Source organism: Ectothiorhodospira haloalkaliphila ATCC 51935, from assembly GCF_000633935.1.
Taxonomy (GTDB): Bacteria; Pseudomonadota; Gammaproteobacteria; order Ectothiorhodospirales; family Ectothiorhodospiraceae; genus Ectothiorhodospira; species Ectothiorhodospira haloalkaliphila.
On sequence record NZ_KK214998.1, the window covers coordinates 57,125 to 73,719 of the forward strand.

Below are 16,595 nucleotides of genomic sequence, written 5' to 3' on the forward strand. Positions count from 1 at the left end.
GTCAGCGCCCTGATCCCTACCAGGGGATATCCGCCCCATTGATATCGATGAACCGCCCCGCATCCGCCGGCGTGATGTCATCCATCAACCCCCGCAACGCCGTCGCACTCTCCGTCACCGTCATCTCCGCACTGGGACCCCCCATGTCCGTCAGCACCCAACCCGGATGCATCGCCACCACCGTGATCCCCCGCGGCTGCAGATCCAGCGCCGCACTGGCCACCACCGCATTCAAGGCCGCCTTCGTGGAGCGATACACATACAACCCACCCGAACCATTGTCCGCGATGCTGCCCATCTTGCTGGTAATGTTCACCATCAAGCGCCGATCACTCGCAGCCACCCGATCCACCAGCGCCTCCATCATCTTCAGCGGCGCCACCGTATTCACACGCAAGGTGTCCAGCCAGGCCTCCACATCCGTATCGCCAAAGGGCGTCGTCGGACCAAAGGCCCCCGCATTATTGATCAGGATATCCAGCGGCGTATCCCCCAGCATGTCCGCCATGGCCTGGATCTGCGCCGGATTGGTCACGTCCAGCGGATGCAGGCTCACCTGCCCCTGCTTGCTGGCGGCCAGCCGGCTCAGATCCCGCGCACCCTCCGGATTGCGGCAACAGGCAAACACCCGAAAACCTGCATCCGCAAACTGACGGGTCATTTCCAGGCCGATACCACGGTTGGCCCCAGTGATGAGTACGGTTTCAGACATGTCAGACAATCCTCCCGGATGGAATATGATGGCGGTGATGATGAACCGCCCCGGTGCCGCTATCAAGGCGCCGACGAAAGGAAGCGCCGACCAGACTGGTAGGTCACGCCCCCGCAGGGGTTACGGCTAAACTTGCACCGGGGCATACTTGATACCAGAACAACCACCGTGAAACAGGGGGTACGCGCCAATGACCTCACCAGCCGACACCAGCGGCCCGCAGGACGACGCACCACTGATTCTCGTGGTGGACGACTCCCGCGTGATGCGCCAGGCGCTCAACAAGATCCTGCGGCGGCGCTACCAGGTGGTGGATGCCCCCGATGGCATGGAGGCCTGGACCCTGCTGGAGCAGAATCCCGGTATCGCCTGCGTGTTCACCGACCTCTCCATGCCCCAGCTGGACGGCTACGGCCTGCTGCAGCGCATCCGCGAGAGTGACGACGCCCGCCTCAAGACCCTCCCCGTGGTCATCGTCACCGGCAACGAGGACGACCAAGGTACCCGGCGCAAGGCCGCCGAGCGCGGCGCCAACGATGTGGTGATGAAACCCTTTCGCGCCGACCACGTGCTGAACACCACCGAGCAACTGCTGGCAGGAGGAGAAACACCCCCCGCAGCGACGGCTCCCACCCCCATGGCAGAAGCCACGCCCCGGCCCGCTGCCGAACCCCATCCGGACACAGCCGCACTGGCTGCCGCCCAGACCGAAATCAAGACCCTGCGCGACCAACTGCAACATGCCCAGAGCCAGGCTCGGGCCGCCGTCAAGGAGCGGGAACGGCTGCAGAGCGACATGCGCCAACTGCGTACCGAACTCATGCTGCGTCAGCAGACCTCGGACGAACGCGACGCCAAGGACCGCATCGCCGCCCTGGAGGCCGACCTGGCCAAGGAGCGCGAGGCCCTGGAAGAGGCCCAGCGGGCCAACGGGCAGCTACGCACCCGCCTGCACGAACAGCAGGAGCAGGCCGAACGCAGTCAGGAACGCCTGGAGGGGCTGCAAGGGGAATTGCAGGAAGCCTCCGCCCAACTGCTGCAGCGGGATGCCCAGATCCAGGAGGCCTCTGCGGCCCGGGATCAGGCCCAGGGAGAACTCCACGCCCTGCGTCAGGAGCTTGAGCAACTGCGTCGGGAGCCTGCCGAGGGGGATGCCGACGAGGTGCGCCGGCTCAAGGCCGAACTGGAATCCGCCCGGGAACGCACCGGTGCCGCCGAGCGCGCCCTGGCCAGCTCCAACGGCAGAGCCTCCGGAGAATCCCAGGGCAATCTCCAGGCCCGGGCAGAGGCCGCGGAACTGGCCAGGCTGCAGGTGGAGGATGAACTGGTCCAGGCGATCTCGCGGGTGGAACGCATGGAACAGGAGCGCGAGGCCTCCCGGGGGGAGTTGCGCACCCTGCGCGGCGAACTGAATCTCATGGAGAAAAGGCAACAGCAACTGGAGCGCCAGGAAGCGGAAAAGCGCAAACACCTGGAGGCCCAGCTCGCCGAGGCCCTGGATGCCCTGGAAAGCTCCGTTTCCCGAGGAGACGAGAAGGCCACGCCCCAGCAGCCTGCCCAGCCCGTTGCCGCCCCCGCGCCTGCGCCCACACCGACACCGTCCTCCACCCCAAGCGCCCGAGACACCTCCGTGCACCGCTGGGAGGAAAACCAGCAACGCCGCCGGTTCCAGCGCAATCTGGCCCTGGCTGGCGTGGGTGTCGTCGCCCTGATGCTGCTGGCCTTTTTCCTGGGCGGGGCGCTGCTGTAGTTCTTCCGGTTGGGTGCCCCGGTGCTATTGGGTAAACCTGAGGGTGTATGATGGCGACAGGTGCCTGCGGGCGGTGTGATCTGGTCTATCATCCAGAGAAGCCTGCCCGCTCACGCTTGGCAGTGGAGAACCGGGAGATGGCATGTCACTGAGTATTGAACAACTGGTGGAACAAGGGGCCGGCCTGGTCTCCCTGCCTGCGGTGGCCAGCCGTTTGAACGCCATGGTGGACGATGACGAATCCACCGCAGCGGACATCGGCCGGGTGATCAGCCAGGATCCAGCGCTCACCATTCGCCTGCTGCAACTGGCCAACAGCCCCTTCTACGGCCTATCCAACCGGATCGACACCATCACCCGGGCCGTACAGGTGATCGGAACCCGCCAGATCCGCGACCTGGTGCTGGCCACCACTGTCACCAAGGTCTTCGACGGCATCCCCAACGACCTGATGTCCATGGAGGACTTCTGGCGCCACAGTATCTATTGCGGTCTGGTGGCTCGACTGCTCAGCGAAGACCTGAAGATGCGCGATGGCGAAACCATGTTCATCGCCGGCCTGCTGCACGACATCGGTCGCTTGCTGATTTTCAATCGCGAACCCGATGCAGCCCACGAGGCCTTCCTCCTGGGCCTGCAGAACGCCGGACACACGCCGCCCCAGAAGGCGGAGCGGGACGTGCTGGGCTACGACCACGCCCAGGTGGGTGGTGAACTGGCTGCCCTCTGGCATCTGCCTGAAAAGCTGCTGGCCTGCATCCGCTATCATCATGAACCCGCCGCAGCCCAGGAACACCAGGCCGCCGTGGCCCTGGTGCACATTGCCAACACCGTCGCCCACATGGCCGAGGTGGACACCCGCGATCCCCGGGATGCGCCGCCCATTCAGGCCGAGGCCTGGGAACGCTCCGGCCTCGACCCCTCCGTGCTGCCCTCCATCATCGACCGGGCCCAGCACCAGGTGGTGGAAGTGGAGGCCCTGATCCTTGACCATGGGTGACATGATCCATCGCCTGCAACAGCCCGCGCGTCGCCGGTGGTGGCTGCCAGCGGCGCTGGTCGGGGTGTTGGGGTTGGTCGGCTGCGCCACCGGGCCGCAGTTTGATACCCAGGACACCCTTTCCATGCTGACCCCATCACGGGTGGCCATGTCTGACGAGGGGGCAACAGGAGAGCAGGTGGTCTGGGGCGGCATGATCGTCAACACCCGCAATCTGGAAGAGGCCACCCAGTTGGAGATCCTGGCCTACCCCCTGGACCGTCGGCAGCGCCCCCGGACCGAACGCACGCCCCAGGGCCGTTTCATGGTCCGCGTGCCCGGTTACCTGGAAAGCGTGGATTACAGCCCCGGTCGCCTGCTCACGGTCACCGGCACGCTGGAAAGAACGGTGACCGGCCAGGTGGGTGAAACCCCCTATCGCTATCCTGTGCTGGGGGCGGAAGATCATTACCTGTGGCCTCGGGAGGACGAGCCGGGCACCACGCGGCCGCGCTTCAACATCGGTATTGGTGTGATACTGAGCAACTAAAGACCCTCGCCACCGAGTGCATGGAGCTTATGGAAAATGAGCATCAACTCTGGTTCACCCGCCGCAGTGGAGAGGTGAGGGGACCTTATCCGGAGAGGCTGATTCGCAGCTATCTGCTGCTGGGTCGTCTGCGCATGGACGACGAGGTCAGTCTGGACCGGCAACGCTGGTATGCCGTGCGCTCCCAGCCTCACCTGATCCCGGTGGAGTTCTATGATACCGACACCCCGGAGGGCCGCGAGCGTCTGCTGCAGGCCAGGCGCCGTGAGGACGAGCGCTCCCCCGAGCGTCGTGCCCGACCCTATCCGGATGAATTGCCCTCCGACGCGGATCAGCGGGCGGAAGATCGCCGTCGACCCGAACCCCCGGAACTGGTCAGTCACCGCTACCAGCGCGTGCAGTTGCTGCAGTCGCCAGAGTCTGTCAGCCCTCTCCCACAGGGGCCGCGGCTCTGGATCGGCGTGGCCGCCGGACTGCTGATCCTGTTGTTGTCGCTGTTGCTGGTGATGGAGCGACCTGAGCCGGATGTGCTGGCGGACTGTCTGGCACCGGCCGAGCCGGGGGTCAACTGGAGCTATTGCCGCATGGTGGGGATGGATCTGCGCGACGCGGACCTGACCGGCGCGAACCTGAGTAACACGGACCTGCTGGGCGCCCGCCTGGAGGGTGCACAACTTGCCAATGCCGACCTGAGCTACGCGGATGTGCGGCGTGCCCGTCTGGACCAGGCCGATCTGCAGGGGGCGCGACTCACCGGCGCGGTACTTCAGGAGGCGGTGCTCATCGGCGCCAACCTCACCGATGCCGACCTGAGCCATGCCGACCTGCGGGGTGCCCGCCTGGACAATGCCGATCTCACGGATACCCTGCTCGGTCGCGCCATCTGGACCGATGGTCGCGTCTGCGCTCCCGGCTCGATCGGCACCTGCGATTCACCCTGAGGGTTCGCTGACCATCTCCAGGCACGGCACGTGGGTCTCGAGGATCGCCTGGCGGATCACCTCGATGGCCTTGGGGCGCGGGAAGCTGGTGCGCCAGGCCAGGGCCACCTGGCGGGTGGGCACCGGCTCCTGAAAGCGACGGATGGACAGCAGGTGCTGGGCATAACGATCTGCCCCCGCCGCCGAGCAGGGCAGGATGGTGACCCCCATGCCCGTCACCACCATATGGCGGATGGTCTCCAGGGAACTGCCCTCCACCGTGTGCTGGATGCTGTTGCCGGAGGATACGGTGGCGTGGCAGTCCGGGCAGAAGTGCAGCACCTGCTCCCGGAAACAATGCCCCGAGCCCAGCAGCAGCAGGGTTTCCCGGGCGAGTTCGTTGATGTCCAGTTTCTGCCGCCGGCTCAAGGGGTGGTCCGCCGGTAGCACGGCTACGAAGGGCTCCGAGTAAAGGGGCAGGGTGACCACGCCGGGCTGCTCGAAGGGGGTGGCAACGATGATGGCATCCAGCTCCCCCCGCTTGAGGCTCTCCGCCAGCCGGGCGGTGTAGTTCTCCTCGATGATCAGGGGCAGCTCGGGGGCGCGCCGGTGCACCTCGGGTACCAGATGGGGCAGCAGATAGGGGCCGATGGTGTGAATGGCCCCCAGGCGCAAGGGACCACAGAGCTGATCCCGTCCCTGATGGGCAATGGTGGTCAGGCTGTCCACCTCTTCCAGCACCCGCTGGGCCTGACGCACCACCTGATCCCCCACCGGCGTGATGCTCACCTCCGTCTTGCTGCGCTCGAAGAGCGCCACCCCAAGCTCCTCCTCCAGCTTTTTCACCGCCACACTCAGGGTGGGCTGGCTCACATTGCAGCCCTCGGCGGCCCGTCCGAAATGCCGCTCGCGTGCCACCGCGACAATGTAGCGAAGTTCGGTCAGGGTCATGTCGCATCTCATCCAGAGGTGAGGGGGGTGTTTCGAGTGTACTGAAGGATGCAAGGGGAGGCCATCGCGGTGGATGGGTCGCATAGGGCGTTCGGGGGCCGGGCGGCGTGTTATGATCCCAGGACTTGCGCCCCCCTCCGGATGGCGGGGCCCACATTCAATCCAGCGAGACCACACATGGCATCCCTGCTCGACAGGCTGCGGAGCGGATGGGCCGCAATCCTGCCCGATCATGTGCCTGTCGCCTTCAAGCTTGGTCTGACCATCTGCGTGCTGATCGTCACCTGCATGGCCCTGGTGGGCGTGGTGATCCTCAATCAGCAAAGTGCCCTGCTGCGCAGTCAGATGGACGACTTCGGTCAGGCCATGGTGATGCAGCTGGCAGAGTCATCCAAGGAACTGGTGCTCGCCGACGACAGCCTGGCCCTCAATGCCCTCATCACCAACCTGGCCGGCAGCGAGGCCGTGCTGGGCGCGGCCGTCTTTGACCGCGACGGCGAACGTCTGGCCCATTCCGGCATGATTCCCGAGCATGGGCAGGACAGTTCGGGGGCTGACAAGGCACCCGCCCCCTTCCCGCACACCTTTCTGTACTTTGCCGATACCGAGAAGACCGCCTACCGGGAAGAGATCCGCTTTCAGGACATCACCCTGGGCTCGGCCATGGTCACCTTGAGCCGTTCGGCTCAGCAGACCGGCACCCGGGCCGCGGCCAACGCCATCATCCTCACCACGGTATTCATGAGCGTACTGGGCGGCGCCGCCGCGTTTCTCATGGGACAGCGCCTGTCCCGCCCGGTGCATCGCCTGGTGGAGGCCACCCGCGCCATCGGCGAAGGTGAGTACCGGTATCGTCTGCCGGAAGGCCGCCGGGACGAAATCGGTCACCTCATGTCGGCCTTCAACCGCATGGCCCAGGGTTTGCTGGAAAAGTCCCAGGTGGAGGGGGCCCTGAGCCGCTACGTGTCGGCGGGTGTGGCCCGGGAGATCATGAGCAATCTGGACAGGGTGAAACTGGGGGGGCGTCAGGTGGAGGCCTCGGTGATGTTCGCGGATATTGCCGGCTTCACGCGAATGTCCGAAACCATGGACCCGGACAAGGTGGCGGGGCTGCTCAATGAATATTTCACCCATGTCAGCCATATCGCCCGGCTGCATCAGGGCAGCATCGACAAGTTCATGGGGGACGGGGTGATGGTGGTGTTTGGCGTCACCGATGAGGATCCGGACCATCGCTTTCACGCCATCGCCAGCGGCGTCATGCTGCAGCACCTGGTGGCACGGCTCAACCAGGTGCGGGACATGGAGGGGCAGGAGCCCATCCGCTTTAGGGTGGGGATCAACAGCGGCCCCATGATGGCGGGCAACATGGGGGCCGAGGATCGCATGCAATATACGGTGGTGGGGGATGCGGTGAACCTGGCCTCGCGCCTGATGACCGCCGCCGAGCCCGGTCAGGTGCTGATCTGCGAGGCATTGTTCGAGGACCCGGACATCCGCTGGCGGGTGCGGGGGCAGCCCCACCGCTCCATTGCCATCCGCGGCAAGACACAGCCCGTGGCCACCTGCCAGGTGCATGACCTGAGTGACCTGTATCGGGGAGCGATGGAGCGACAGATCGAGCGGCTGCTGTGCAAGGAGCGGATCACATGAGGCGTCTGGTGCGACCCTGGGCTGTCCTGCTGCCGTTGGGCCTGCTGGTACTGGGCGGTTGTGCCCCCCTGGAGGTGGAGATCACAACCCTGTCCCAGAAGGTGGATGAGGCCTTCAAGGCCCATGAATACCAGCGCGCCCAGGCCCTTCTGGCGGAGCTGCCCACGGGTGAGCGCACGCAGCAGATGGAGGCCCGGGAGGCTTGGCTGGAACGGATGACCGGGCATCTGGAGCAGGCCATCCTGATGCAGGCGGCGGCCCTGCTGCGGCGCGAGCAGTGGCTGGACGCCCTGGAGGTCTATGATCGGGGGCTGGTCATGCTGCCGGACAGCGCCCCCCTGCAGGCGGCCCGGGAGACGGCCCGGGTGCAGTATGAAGGGCGCCTCACCGACCTGCAGGTGCGCCTGATGCTGGCCCGCGGACGTTCCCTGGCCGCCTTGCGGCCCATCTACGAGGAACTGGCGAGGGTGGATCCCGAGGATGCGGAGGCGGCACGTGAGCTGGGGCGCATCCGCCAGGACTCCCTGGAAGTGGCCCAGGATCTGCAAAAACTGGGTGGCCTGGCCCTGGAGGCGAAGGAGCTGCGCCTGGCCGTGGACGCCCTGAGTCTCTCCCAGGCCCTGAGGCCGACGGATGACACCCTGGAGATGCTCGACTCGGCCCAACAGGCAAAGGCACAGGTCCAGGCCGCCCAGCGCCAGGCCGACCATGCCCGACGCCAGGCGGCCTGGGAGGCCCGCTCGAGGGAATTGTTCGATCACTATCACGAGGCCATGCAGTCAGGCGATCTGAATGCCGCCAGCCGACACCTCAAGGGGCTGGAGCGCACGCGCCCCCGGGATGAATCCCTGCCGCGCCTGCAGCGGGAGCTGGATCAGGCCATCGATACCCGCATCACCCTGGGCCTGGAAGAGGGGCGGCGCCAGTACCTGGACGGAGAGATCGAACAGGCGGTGGAAACCTGGCGTGAACTGCTGGAACTGCGCCCCAATCATGCCGAGCTTCAGGCCCACGTGCAGCGCGCGGAGCGGGTGCTGGAGTCCCTGCGTGGTCTGGAGGGGGAGCCCATGGTGATACCCGAGCCGATCCCGGACGACGCGGACGAGGCGGACGAGGCGGATGGGGCCGAGGCTGAAGAGCAATAGCAGACAGGGACCCCCGCGCCTGCTAAGGTTGCGATCTTCAATCAGAACCGCCGTACCCCTCTGGACACCCCATGGACTCTCAGCAGACCCCTCATTCGGAAGACCCCCGTTTTCATACTGAGCTGGATGGCACCCGCATCACCGTACTGGGCACGGCCCATGTCTCCCAGGTGTCGGCCGATACGGTGAGCGAATTGCTGCGCAGCGGCGATTACGACGCCGTGGCGGTGGAGCTTTGTCCCAGCCGGCACAATGCCATCGTCCGTCCCGATGACCTGTCCCGCATGAACCTGTTCCAGGTGCTGCGCCAGGGCAAGGTGCCCATGGTCACGGCCAGCCTGGCCCTGGGGGCCTACCAGCAGCGCCTGGCGGAGCAGTTTGGTATCGAGCCCGGGGCCGAGATGCGCGCCGCCATCAACGAGGCCCGCGATGCCCACCTGCCGGTACTGCTCATCGACCGGGAGGTGGGCACCACCCTCAAACGCTGCTATCGCAACGTGCCCTGGTGGCGACGCATGAACCTGTTCGGTGGTTTGATGGCCAGCGTCATGAGTCGCGAACAGGTCACCGAGGCGGAGATCGAACGCCTCAAGAGCGGCGACATGCTCGAATCCACCTTCACCCAGTTTGCCGAGGAATCCCGGGCCCTGTATGAGCCGCTGATCCAGGAGCGGGATCATTACATGGCCGCCCGCCTGCGTCAGGAGGCCGCCAACAAGGACTATCGGCATATCCTGGCGGTGGTGGGCGCCGGTCACCTGGCCGGCATCCGCGAGGCTCTTCAGGAGCAGGGAGGTGAACCGCCGGCCCAGGTTGTGGAGCGTCTGGACCAGGAGCCGCCGCCGGCCCGCTGGCCCAAGCTGATCCCCTGGCTGATCGTGGCCCTGATCCTGACCGGCTTCGCCATCGGTTTCAGCCGCAACCCGGATCTGGGCTGGCAACTGGTGACCGACTGGGTGTTGATCAATGGGGGGCTGGCCGGACTGGGGGCCATCATTGCCTCGGCCCATCCGGTGACGGTGGTGACAGCAGCGCTGGCGGCCCCCCTGACGTCACTCAATCCCACCATCGGGGTGGGCTTCGTGGCCGCCGCCATGGAAACCTGGCTGCGCAAGCCCACGGTGGGCGACTTCTCACGTCTGCGCCGCGATACGGCACGTCTGCGGGGGTGGTGGCAGAACCGGGTGTCCCGGGTCTTGCTGGTGTTCATCCTGACCACCCTGGGTTCGGCCATCGGCACCTATGCGGCAGGGTTCAGGATCGCTGAGCGCCTGCTGGGCAGCTAAGCCCGGCGAGGCCCGGCGAGGGCCTCAGTCTTCCCACTCGATCCGGTCGCGGCCGCTGTTCTTGGCCCGGTACATGGCCTGATCGGCCCGCTTGAACAGGCTGGCCGGGCTATCGTTGGGGCGCTGCATGGCCACGCCGATGCTCGCGGTGATGCGGATCTGCTGGCCCGCATCCAGCGTATGGGGCGCGCTGCGGATGACCTCCTGAACGCGCTCTGCCGCCGTGGCAGCCGACTCGGCATCGGTTTCGCTGATCACGATCACGAACTCCTCGCCGCCGTAACGGAACACCATGTCACTCTTGCGGGTGAGGGCCCTGAGCCGCTCCGCCACGGCCACCAGCACGTGATCACCGGCCTGATGGCCATGGGTGTCGTTCACCTGTTTGAAAAAGTCCACGTCCACCACGAGCATGCACACCTGTCGCCCCGACCGGGTGGCTACGGCCAGTTCCCGGTCCAGCATGCGGGTCATGGAGGTCCGGTTCAGGAGTCCGGTGAGTGGATCGGTCTGGGCCGAGGTGAGAGCCTGGCGGTAGAGCAGGGCGTTTCGCAGAGGGTAGGTGAGCATGCTCAGGGCCTCCTCCAGGGCGATGAGTTCCGGCTCCTTGAACTTGCGCCCGCGCAGCAGCCGGAGTTGGCCGATCTCCGTGCGTTCCACCATGAGGTTGTAGCTGCACACATGACGGGAAAGGCGGCCCTGGCTGATATGGATGCCCATGTCGGGGTGGTCGAAGGTCAGACCGTCATGGGGCACCATGCCGGCCAGTGCGTTGGAGAAGATCTCCAGCAGTTCTTCCAGCTCCAGGGTGGTCTGCAGCCGATGCAATATCATCGCCGGGGTGAGGGTCGGCACACTCGGTGTGTGGCGTTCGGACCGGGCCAGGCCGCCCTGCAGCAGCTGCGGGCTGGCCATCAGGGTGTTGTCGCCATTATTGGCCTGTTCCAGCATCGGGCGGATCACGTGTCGCATGACAGGGTCTCGGCTGAGTTTGTCCCGTTTAATGCGATTTTTGTGCCATGAAAATAACTTCATTTGAAACAATGAAGTGCATGTTTCTTCTTTGGTGGTGCCGGAAATCCGGCACCACGGGCTGCAGGGGTTTGCCGCCGGGCGTCAGAATCCCGTGATGCCGGCAGGAGACCCGGACTGATAAACTCCACCCCCATGCTCCGATTCGATCATCTCACCCTGCGCCGTGGCACCAAGGTCCTTTTCGAGGATGCCGATCTCACCATCCACCCCGGCTGGCGGGTGGGTCTCACGGGCGCCAATGGCACCGGTAAGTCCAGCCTGTTCGCCTTGCTGCAGGGGGAACTGGGGGCCGACCAGGGTGAGTGCTCCCTGCCGTCGGATTGGGTGATCGCCCACGTGGCCCAGGAGGTGGAGGCCAGCGACCGCTCCGCCCTGGACTATGTGATGGACGGAGACGAAGAACTGCGCCGCCTGCAGGCCGCCGTGGCCGAGGCAGAAGCCGCCCAGGACGGCAGTCGTCTGGGTGAACTGCATGCCCGGCTGGATGCCATTGATGCCTGGACTGCCGAGAGCCGGGCAGGGCGCTTGCTGCACGGCCTGGGGTTCAAGCCGGGGCAGGAGGTGGCGCCCATGGCGTCGTTCTCCGGTGGCTGGCGCATGCGCCTGAACCTGGCCAAGGCCCTGATGTGTCGCTCCGACCTGCTGCTGCTGGACGAACCCACCAACCACCTGGACCTGGAGGCGGTGCTCTGGCTGGAGCAGTGGCTGGGCGGCTATCCGGGCACCCTGCTGCTCATCTCCCACGACCGGGACTTCCTGGACAGGGTGGTCACCCATGTGGCCCATATCGAACGGGGCGGCATGACCCTGTACACCGGCAATTACTCTACCTTTGAGCAGGCGCGCGCCGAGGCCCTGGCCCAGCAGCAATCGCAGCACGAGCGTCAGCAGCGGGAGATCGCCCACATGGAGCGCTTCGTGGAGCGTTTCCGGGCCAAGGCCACCAAGGCCCGCCAGGCCCAGAGCCGTCTCAAGGCCCTGGAGCGCATGACCCGGGTAGCCCCGGCCCACGCGGATTCCCCGTTTCGTTTCAGCTTTCGCGCCCCGCATCGACTTCCTGATCCGCTGCTCAAGCTGGATGATGTGAACGCCGGTTATGGCGAGCCGGCGGTGCTTCAGGGGGTGGAGCTGTCCCTGCACCCGGGTGAACGTCTGGGCCTGCTCGGCCCCAACGGTGCCGGCAAGTCCACCCTGATCCGGCTCATGGCCGGGACCCTGATGCCACTGGCTGGCGACCGTGAGCCGGCACCAGACCTGAAGGTGGGCTATTTCGCGCAGCACCAGCTGGAGCAACTGGACAGCCAGGCGAGCCCGCTGCTGCATCTGCAGCGCCTGGACGAGAAGGCCCGGGAGCAGGAGTTGCGGGACTTTCTGGGCGGCTTTGGTTTCCATGGGGATCAGGCCCTGGACCCGGTGGGCCCCTTCTCCGGTGGGGAGAAGGCCCGGCTGGTGCTGGGCCTGCTGGTGTATCAGCGCCCGAATCTGTTGTTGCTGGACGAACCCACCAACCATCTGGACATGGACATGCGTCATGCCCTGGAGCAGGCCCTGCAGGGGTTCGAGGGGGCGCTGGTGCTGGTGTCCCACGATCGCCACATGCTGCGCAGTGTCTGCGATGAGCTGCTGCTGGTGGCGGATGGTCAGGCGGTGGAATTCGATGGCGATCTGGAGGATTACCGGGCCTGGCTGGCGGCCCGTGAGAAGGCCGCCGAGGCCGCCCGGGACGCGACCCGGGAGGTGGGAGAGCAAAGCGCCGCTTCTCGCAAGGCCCGGCGCCGCGACGAGGCCGAGCAGCGGCGCCGGCAAAAGCCGCTGAGGGACAAGGTGGCCAGGCTGGAAAAGGCCCATGCCCGCCTGGAGGAGGAGCGTGCCTCACTGGAAGCTGACCTGGCCGATCCAGGCCTGTACGAGGCGGATGGGAAGGCCCGACTCCAGGAACTCCTGGGTCGCCAGGCCCAGGTCAACCGGGAGCTGGAGGATGTGGAGGCTCAGTGGATGGAGGCGTGCGAGGCCCTGGAGCAGGCTGACTGACCTCCCCGAAAGCGGGCTTCCGGGAGGGGCTCACCCCTCTTCCGGCACCCCGCAGCGGCCGAAGAACTGATAGTGGTCAAAGGCCTCGGCGATCCCGCCTGCATGGGTGGCATCGGCGAAGTACACCCGCTTGAAACCGTACAGCTTCTCCAACTCCTGCTGGTGATTGCCCACCACCACCCCGAGGGTGCTGCCGCGCAGCATGTCCTCATCGTTGCCCGAATCACCGGCCACCAGCACCCGCTCCAGGGGGATGCCCCATTTGTCGGCGAAATAACGCACCGCGAAACCCTTGGAAGCACGCACCGGCAGCAGGTCCAGGTAATGGTCGTGAGAGTAGATGATATTGGCGTGCAGATCCTTCTGGTGCAGCAGACGCTCGATCTCCTTCATGGAGGGGGACAAGCTCGGATCCACGAAGAAACTGATCTTGTGGCGGCGCTGATCCACCTTGGGCTGTAACTGGATGCCCGGCAGTTCCAGCAGGGCCTCGCGCAGTGCCTCCGGTTGCCAGCGGTAATCAATGTGCCGGGCCCAGCCTTCATCCTTGGTCATCTCCGGGCCGTAGTGGATCTCCGAGCCCACCGAGGTGATCATCACGTCCGGCGTGGGTACGCCCCATTCCTTGAGGATGTCGATGGCGGAATCCAGGCGTCGACCGGTGGCGATGCCGAAGGCCACCTCGCGCCCCTCTTCCTTCAGGCGTTGCAGCATGGATCGCAGGCCACCCTTGTCTCCCAGCAGGGTGTTGTCGATATCGGAAATCAGGGCCCGATCAGCCTTGGCCAGCTTGCCGGAGAGGCGCTGCTGACCCCGACGACTGCGGCTGGCCTCGCGGCGCAGGCTCTTGATGCGCTTGACGTAGTTTTGGGCATGCCCCTCCCAGGCATAGTGCTTGCGCACCCCCTTGAGGCCCCGATCCGAGAGCTTTTTCCAGCGCTCGGCATCGCTGAGTATGTCGAAGATGGCCTTGCTCATGCCGTCCGCGTCCAGGGGGTCCACCAGCACCCCGTTCTGGCAGTAGCGCAGGATATCCCGAGGGCCACCATCGTCGGTGGCCACGAAGGGCGCGCCGCTGGCAGAGGCCTCGATCAGGGTGAGGCCGAAGGGCTCGGTCAGCGCTGGATTCACGAATACACCGCGGGTGCGGGTGACCAGGCGGTACAGGTCCGGCACGTCATCGGCGCTGTGGTGCTTGGGATAGGCCACCGATCCATACAGGTCGTGATCGTCGATGAGCATGAGTACTTCGGTGAGCACGTCCCGGGCGCCCCGGTCCAGTTCACGGATGCTGTCCCGGTTGCCGGCAACGATCACCAGGTTGGCCAGTTCCCGCAACTCCGGGTGTTCGGCGAAGGCCTTCACCAGGGTCGGAATGTTCTTGCGCTCGTCGGGGCGCGACAGGGCCAGGACCATGGGCTTGTCCGGTTTTTTCAGGAACCGGGCCAGGGTCTTGTAGATGGGCGGTCGTGGCGAGCGTGCCTTGGGGGGATGAAAACGGCGCAGATCGGTGCCCGGCGGGATCACCACCATGCGCTCGGGCTGATAGTGATCGTAGGAGGCGTACTGCTCCTCCACCTCCTGCTGGGTGCTGGCGATCACCATGTAGGCGTTGCCCAGCGCCTCTTCCTCGGCGTCGATGCGCCGGCTGATGCTGTAGCGGGATTCAATCTCCTTCTCGGAGGCCCCCTTGGCCAGCAGTCGCTCGCGCTTGACCCGGCCCAGGGAGTGCCCGGTCTGCACCAGAGGCACGCCCATCAGGTTGGCCACCCGCACCGCCACATGGCCGGCATCGGCATAGTGGCCATGGACCACGTCCGGCATCAGACCCACGCCGCGGATGTACTTGATGGCGTTGTCGGCAAAGCAGTCCAGATAGGGCCAGAGTTTTTCCTTGCGCAGGTAGCGCCGCGGGCCGCAGTCCAGACGGACGATGCGCACGCCTTCGCCCAGATCCTCCTCCGGTTGGGCGTAATCATCCGACACCCTGCTGTCCTCCACCCGGCGGGTGAGCAGGTCCACCCGGCCCACCTCCGGGTGGCCCCCCAGGGCCCGGGCCAGTTCCACCACATACTTGATCTGACCACCGGTATCCGCGTCCCGGCCCAGTTCCAGATTCTCCCCGCGCACCAGGCCATGGATGCTCACCAGAACGATGTACAACCCCTCGCCGCGGGTTGCCTTGCTTTGGGTTTTTTTCATGCCTTATCAGATCCCTTCAGACTCAAAACGTCCAGGGTGGACGGATCTTCGATGAACTTGTGGGTGAGGATCAGGGCGGTGGCGGACCAGGTCTGGTTGTAATTGGCACGACGACCAATCAGGCGCCCATTGCGACCATCGTAATATTCAGGCCAGCCGTTGGCCGCCAGGCGCTCGGTGGCCACCTCCCGGGCCCGCAGGGCCAGATCGCCGCGCCCGGCATGCAGCGCCGCCGCCGTGAAGGCCCAGAGCAGGGCCGGCCAGTTGCCGCCGTTGTGGTATGACCAGGGGATGTTCTTGGGGTCCGAGCCGGTCTTCAGGCGCCATTCTTCCCCCTGCATGGCGGGAAAGCACAGCTTCACCGGCATCATGCCCATGAGGTCGTCCCAGCGTTGGTCATACAGGTGCATCAACCGCTTCGACTGCGATTCGTCGGCCAGCCCGAACAGCACCGCTAGCAGGTTGCCCAGGGCAAAGAAGCGAAAATCCATGCGCCCCGGGCCCAGGTTGCCCACCAGGTAGCCCGCGTCCAGGGGCAGCCAGTCGCTCACCCAGTCGGGGATGCTCTCCGGATGGATGTTCAGGGCGTTTTCCGAGTCGTAGCCGAATATCTCGGTCCGAAAGCGGTGGATGCGGTTGAGCCGATCATCATCCAGCCAGTAATAATGACGCACATAATCCACCAATTGTTCCAGGCGCTTGGCGGATTGTTCGCGCACGCCCTGGTTGTCCGGATCGGCGTCATCCAGCATGGCCAGCGCGGCCTTGAGGGCGCCGAAGAACAGCGACTGGATCTCCAGGGGATGGCCATATACCCCCATGCGCCGATCCACCATGAACGAGCCATCGGGCACCAGCAGGGTGGGGAAGATCTCGAAGCGGTCCTGCAGGCAGATGTTGAGGATCATGCGGATGCCCCGCTGGCACTCCCGGGAGCGGGTGAAGTCGGTATCCCCGGAGATGCGCTCGTAGGCCACCAGCAGGATCAGCCACCACATCATGGAGTCCACCGGGGCCACCCGGCCAATGGCCCGGTCGCCGAAGTCGGTGTGGATCTCCTCCTCTCCCTCCTCGTTGCACAGCACCCGGAAGCTGGCGGGCATCACCTTGGCCACAGCCCGATGACCCTCCACCTCTTCCTGCTGGTCCCTGAGCTTGAGCACCAGGGAGAGAAAGTTGCGCACGACGTCGCTGCGGCCATCCAGCAGAAACACGAGCCCGGAGGGGACGAAGTCGCGCACGAAGCAGTCCGAGTAATTGTCTGCCGGGGCGTGGGAGTCGAGACTGGCGATGGTGCCCACGACATCACCCCGGTGATACACCAGGGAGGCCTCGAGCAGCCGGTAGGCGGAGCTGATGGGGTCGGTCAAGCGCGATGATC

The 16,595-nt window shown here is 65.5% G+C and carries 13 protein-coding genes; 8 read left to right on the forward strand and 5 right to left on the reverse strand.

Translation table 11 applies throughout. From position 1 onward, the window contains the following. Nucleotides 1–16: 16 nt before the first annotated feature. Nucleotides 17–712, reverse strand: a complete 696-nt coding sequence (locus tag ECTHA_RS0108000) for an SDR family oxidoreductase (protein ID WP_025281461.1) — start codon at nucleotides 710–712, stop codon at nucleotides 17–19. A 190-nt stretch (nucleotides 713–902) separates the two neighbouring features. Here ECTHA_RS0108000 and ECTHA_RS0108005 point away from each other — a divergent pair, with 190 nt between their 5' ends. The 4 genes from ECTHA_RS0108005 (at nucleotide 903) to ECTHA_RS0108020 (ending at nucleotide 4,932) form a co-directional block, all read left to right on the forward strand. After that, nucleotides 903–2,462, forward strand: coding sequence for a response regulator (locus ECTHA_RS0108005; protein WP_026623642.1), 1,560 nt, complete (start codon nucleotides 903–905; stop codon nucleotides 2,460–2,462). 142 nt (nucleotides 2,463–2,604) lie between these two features. Beyond that, nucleotides 2,605–3,462, forward strand: a complete 858-nt coding sequence (locus tag ECTHA_RS0108010; protein ID WP_025281459.1) for an HDOD domain-containing protein — start codon at nucleotides 2,605–2,607, stop codon at nucleotides 3,460–3,462. After that, nucleotides 3,455–3,991, forward strand: a complete 537-nt coding sequence (locus tag ECTHA_RS0108015; protein ID WP_238984832.1) for a Slp family lipoprotein — start codon at nucleotides 3,455–3,457, stop codon at nucleotides 3,989–3,991. The genes ECTHA_RS0108010 and ECTHA_RS0108015 overlap by 8 nt, the downstream gene beginning before the upstream one ends. Before the next feature lie 20 nt (nucleotides 3,992–4,011). Then, a complete protein-coding gene (locus ECTHA_RS0108020; RefSeq protein ID WP_026623643.1) occupies nucleotides 4,012–4,932 on the forward strand; it encodes a pentapeptide repeat-containing protein in 921 nt (306 codons plus the stop codon). On the opposite strand, the gene ECTHA_RS0108025 is transcribed toward ECTHA_RS0108020, so the two are convergent. Continuing rightward, complete coding sequence (locus ECTHA_RS0108025) at nucleotides 4,924–5,862, reverse strand: hydrogen peroxide-inducible genes activator (protein ID WP_025281456.1); 939 nt, start codon at nucleotides 5,860–5,862, stop codon at nucleotides 4,924–4,926. The two genes, ECTHA_RS0108020 and ECTHA_RS0108025, sit on opposite strands and share 9 nt — an antisense overlap. A gap of 177 nt (nucleotides 5,863–6,039) precedes the next feature. Here ECTHA_RS0108025 and ECTHA_RS0108030 point away from each other — a divergent pair, with 177 nt between their 5' ends. The 3 genes from ECTHA_RS0108030 to ECTHA_RS0108040 all read left to right on the forward strand — a co-directional run bounded on the left by ECTHA_RS0108030 (nucleotide 6,040) and on the right by ECTHA_RS0108040 (nucleotide 9,946). After that, nucleotides 6,040–7,515, forward strand: coding sequence for an adenylate/guanylate cyclase domain-containing protein (locus ECTHA_RS0108030; RefSeq protein WP_026623644.1), 1,476 nt, complete (start codon nucleotides 6,040–6,042; stop codon nucleotides 7,513–7,515). After that, nucleotides 7,512–8,660 (forward strand): coiled-coil domain-containing protein, encoded by a 1,149-nt coding sequence (locus tag ECTHA_RS17630; protein ID WP_025281455.1) that lies wholly within the window; start codon nucleotides 7,512–7,514, stop codon nucleotides 8,658–8,660. Before ECTHA_RS0108030 ends, ECTHA_RS17630 begins: the two co-directional genes overlap by 4 nt. A 71-nt stretch (nucleotides 8,661–8,731) precedes the next feature. Beyond that, entirely contained in the window at nucleotides 8,732–9,946 is a 1,215-nt protein-coding gene (locus ECTHA_RS0108040) for a TraB/GumN family protein (RefSeq protein ID WP_025281454.1), read from the forward strand. 24 nt (nucleotides 9,947–9,970) lie between these two features. On the opposite strand, the gene ECTHA_RS0108045 is transcribed toward ECTHA_RS0108040, so the two are convergent. After that, nucleotides 9,971–10,918 carry a GGDEF domain-containing protein gene (locus ECTHA_RS0108045; RefSeq protein WP_051582626.1) on the reverse strand — a complete coding sequence of 316 codons (948 nt, stop codon included), beginning with the start codon at nucleotides 10,916–10,918 and terminating at the stop codon, nucleotides 9,971–9,973. A gap of 195 nt (nucleotides 10,919–11,113) precedes the next feature. Between ECTHA_RS0108045 and ECTHA_RS0108050 the strand changes: the two genes are divergently transcribed. Further along, nucleotides 11,114–13,012 carry an ATP-binding cassette domain-containing protein gene (locus ECTHA_RS0108050; RefSeq protein WP_025281452.1) on the forward strand — a complete coding sequence of 633 codons (1,899 nt, stop codon included), beginning with the start codon at nucleotides 11,114–11,116 and terminating at the stop codon, nucleotides 13,010–13,012. A gap of 30 nt (nucleotides 13,013–13,042) precedes the next feature. Here ECTHA_RS0108050 and ECTHA_RS0108055 read toward each other — a convergent pair whose 3' ends face one another. Then, complete coding sequence (locus ECTHA_RS0108055; protein ID WP_025281451.1) at nucleotides 13,043–15,214, reverse strand: HAD-IIB family hydrolase; 2,172 nt, start codon at nucleotides 15,212–15,214, stop codon at nucleotides 13,043–13,045. Then, nucleotides 15,211–16,584, reverse strand: coding sequence for a glycoside hydrolase 100 family protein (locus ECTHA_RS0108060; RefSeq protein WP_026623645.1), 1,374 nt, complete (start codon nucleotides 16,582–16,584; stop codon nucleotides 15,211–15,213). The genes ECTHA_RS0108055 and ECTHA_RS0108060 overlap by 4 nt, the downstream gene beginning before the upstream one ends. Nucleotides 16,585–16,595 lie beyond the last annotated feature (11 nt).

Excerpts from the sequence above, each read along its gene's own strand:
- ECTHA_RS0108000 (WP_025281461.1), bottom strand. The coding sequence starts at position 712 with ATGTCTGAAACCGTACTCATCACTGGGGCCAACCGTGGTATCGGCCTG.
- ECTHA_RS0108005 (WP_026623642.1), top strand. The coding sequence starts at position 903 with ATGACCTCACCAGCCGACACCAGCGGCCCGCAGGACGACGCACCACTG.
- ECTHA_RS0108010 (WP_025281459.1), top strand. The coding sequence starts at position 2,605 with ATGTCACTGAGTATTGAACAACTGGTGGAACAAGGGGCCGGCCTGGTC.
- ECTHA_RS0108015 (WP_238984832.1), top strand. The coding sequence starts at position 3,455 with ATGGGTGACATGATCCATCGCCTGCAACAGCCCGCGCGTCGCCGGTGG.
- ECTHA_RS0108020 (WP_026623643.1), top strand. The coding sequence starts at position 4,012 with ATGGAGCTTATGGAAAATGAGCATCAACTCTGGTTCACCCGCCGCAGT.
- ECTHA_RS0108025 (WP_025281456.1), bottom strand. The coding sequence starts at position 5,862 with ATGACCCTGACCGAACTTCGCTACATTGTCGCGGTGGCACGCGAGCGG.
- ECTHA_RS0108030 (WP_026623644.1), top strand. The coding sequence starts at position 6,040 with ATGGCATCCCTGCTCGACAGGCTGCGGAGCGGATGGGCCGCAATCCTG.
- ECTHA_RS17630 (WP_025281455.1), top strand. The coding sequence starts at position 7,512 with ATGAGGCGTCTGGTGCGACCCTGGGCTGTCCTGCTGCCGTTGGGCCTG.
- ECTHA_RS0108040 (WP_025281454.1), top strand. The coding sequence starts at position 8,732 with ATGGACTCTCAGCAGACCCCTCATTCGGAAGACCCCCGTTTTCATACT.
- ECTHA_RS0108045 (WP_051582626.1), bottom strand. The coding sequence starts at position 10,918 with ATGCGACACGTGATCCGCCCGATGCTGGAACAGGCCAATAATGGCGAC.
- ECTHA_RS0108050 (WP_025281452.1), top strand. The coding sequence starts at position 11,114 with ATGCTCCGATTCGATCATCTCACCCTGCGCCGTGGCACCAAGGTCCTT.
- ECTHA_RS0108055 (WP_025281451.1), bottom strand. The coding sequence starts at position 15,214 with ATGAAAAAAACCCAAAGCAAGGCAACCCGCGGCGAGGGGTTGTACATC.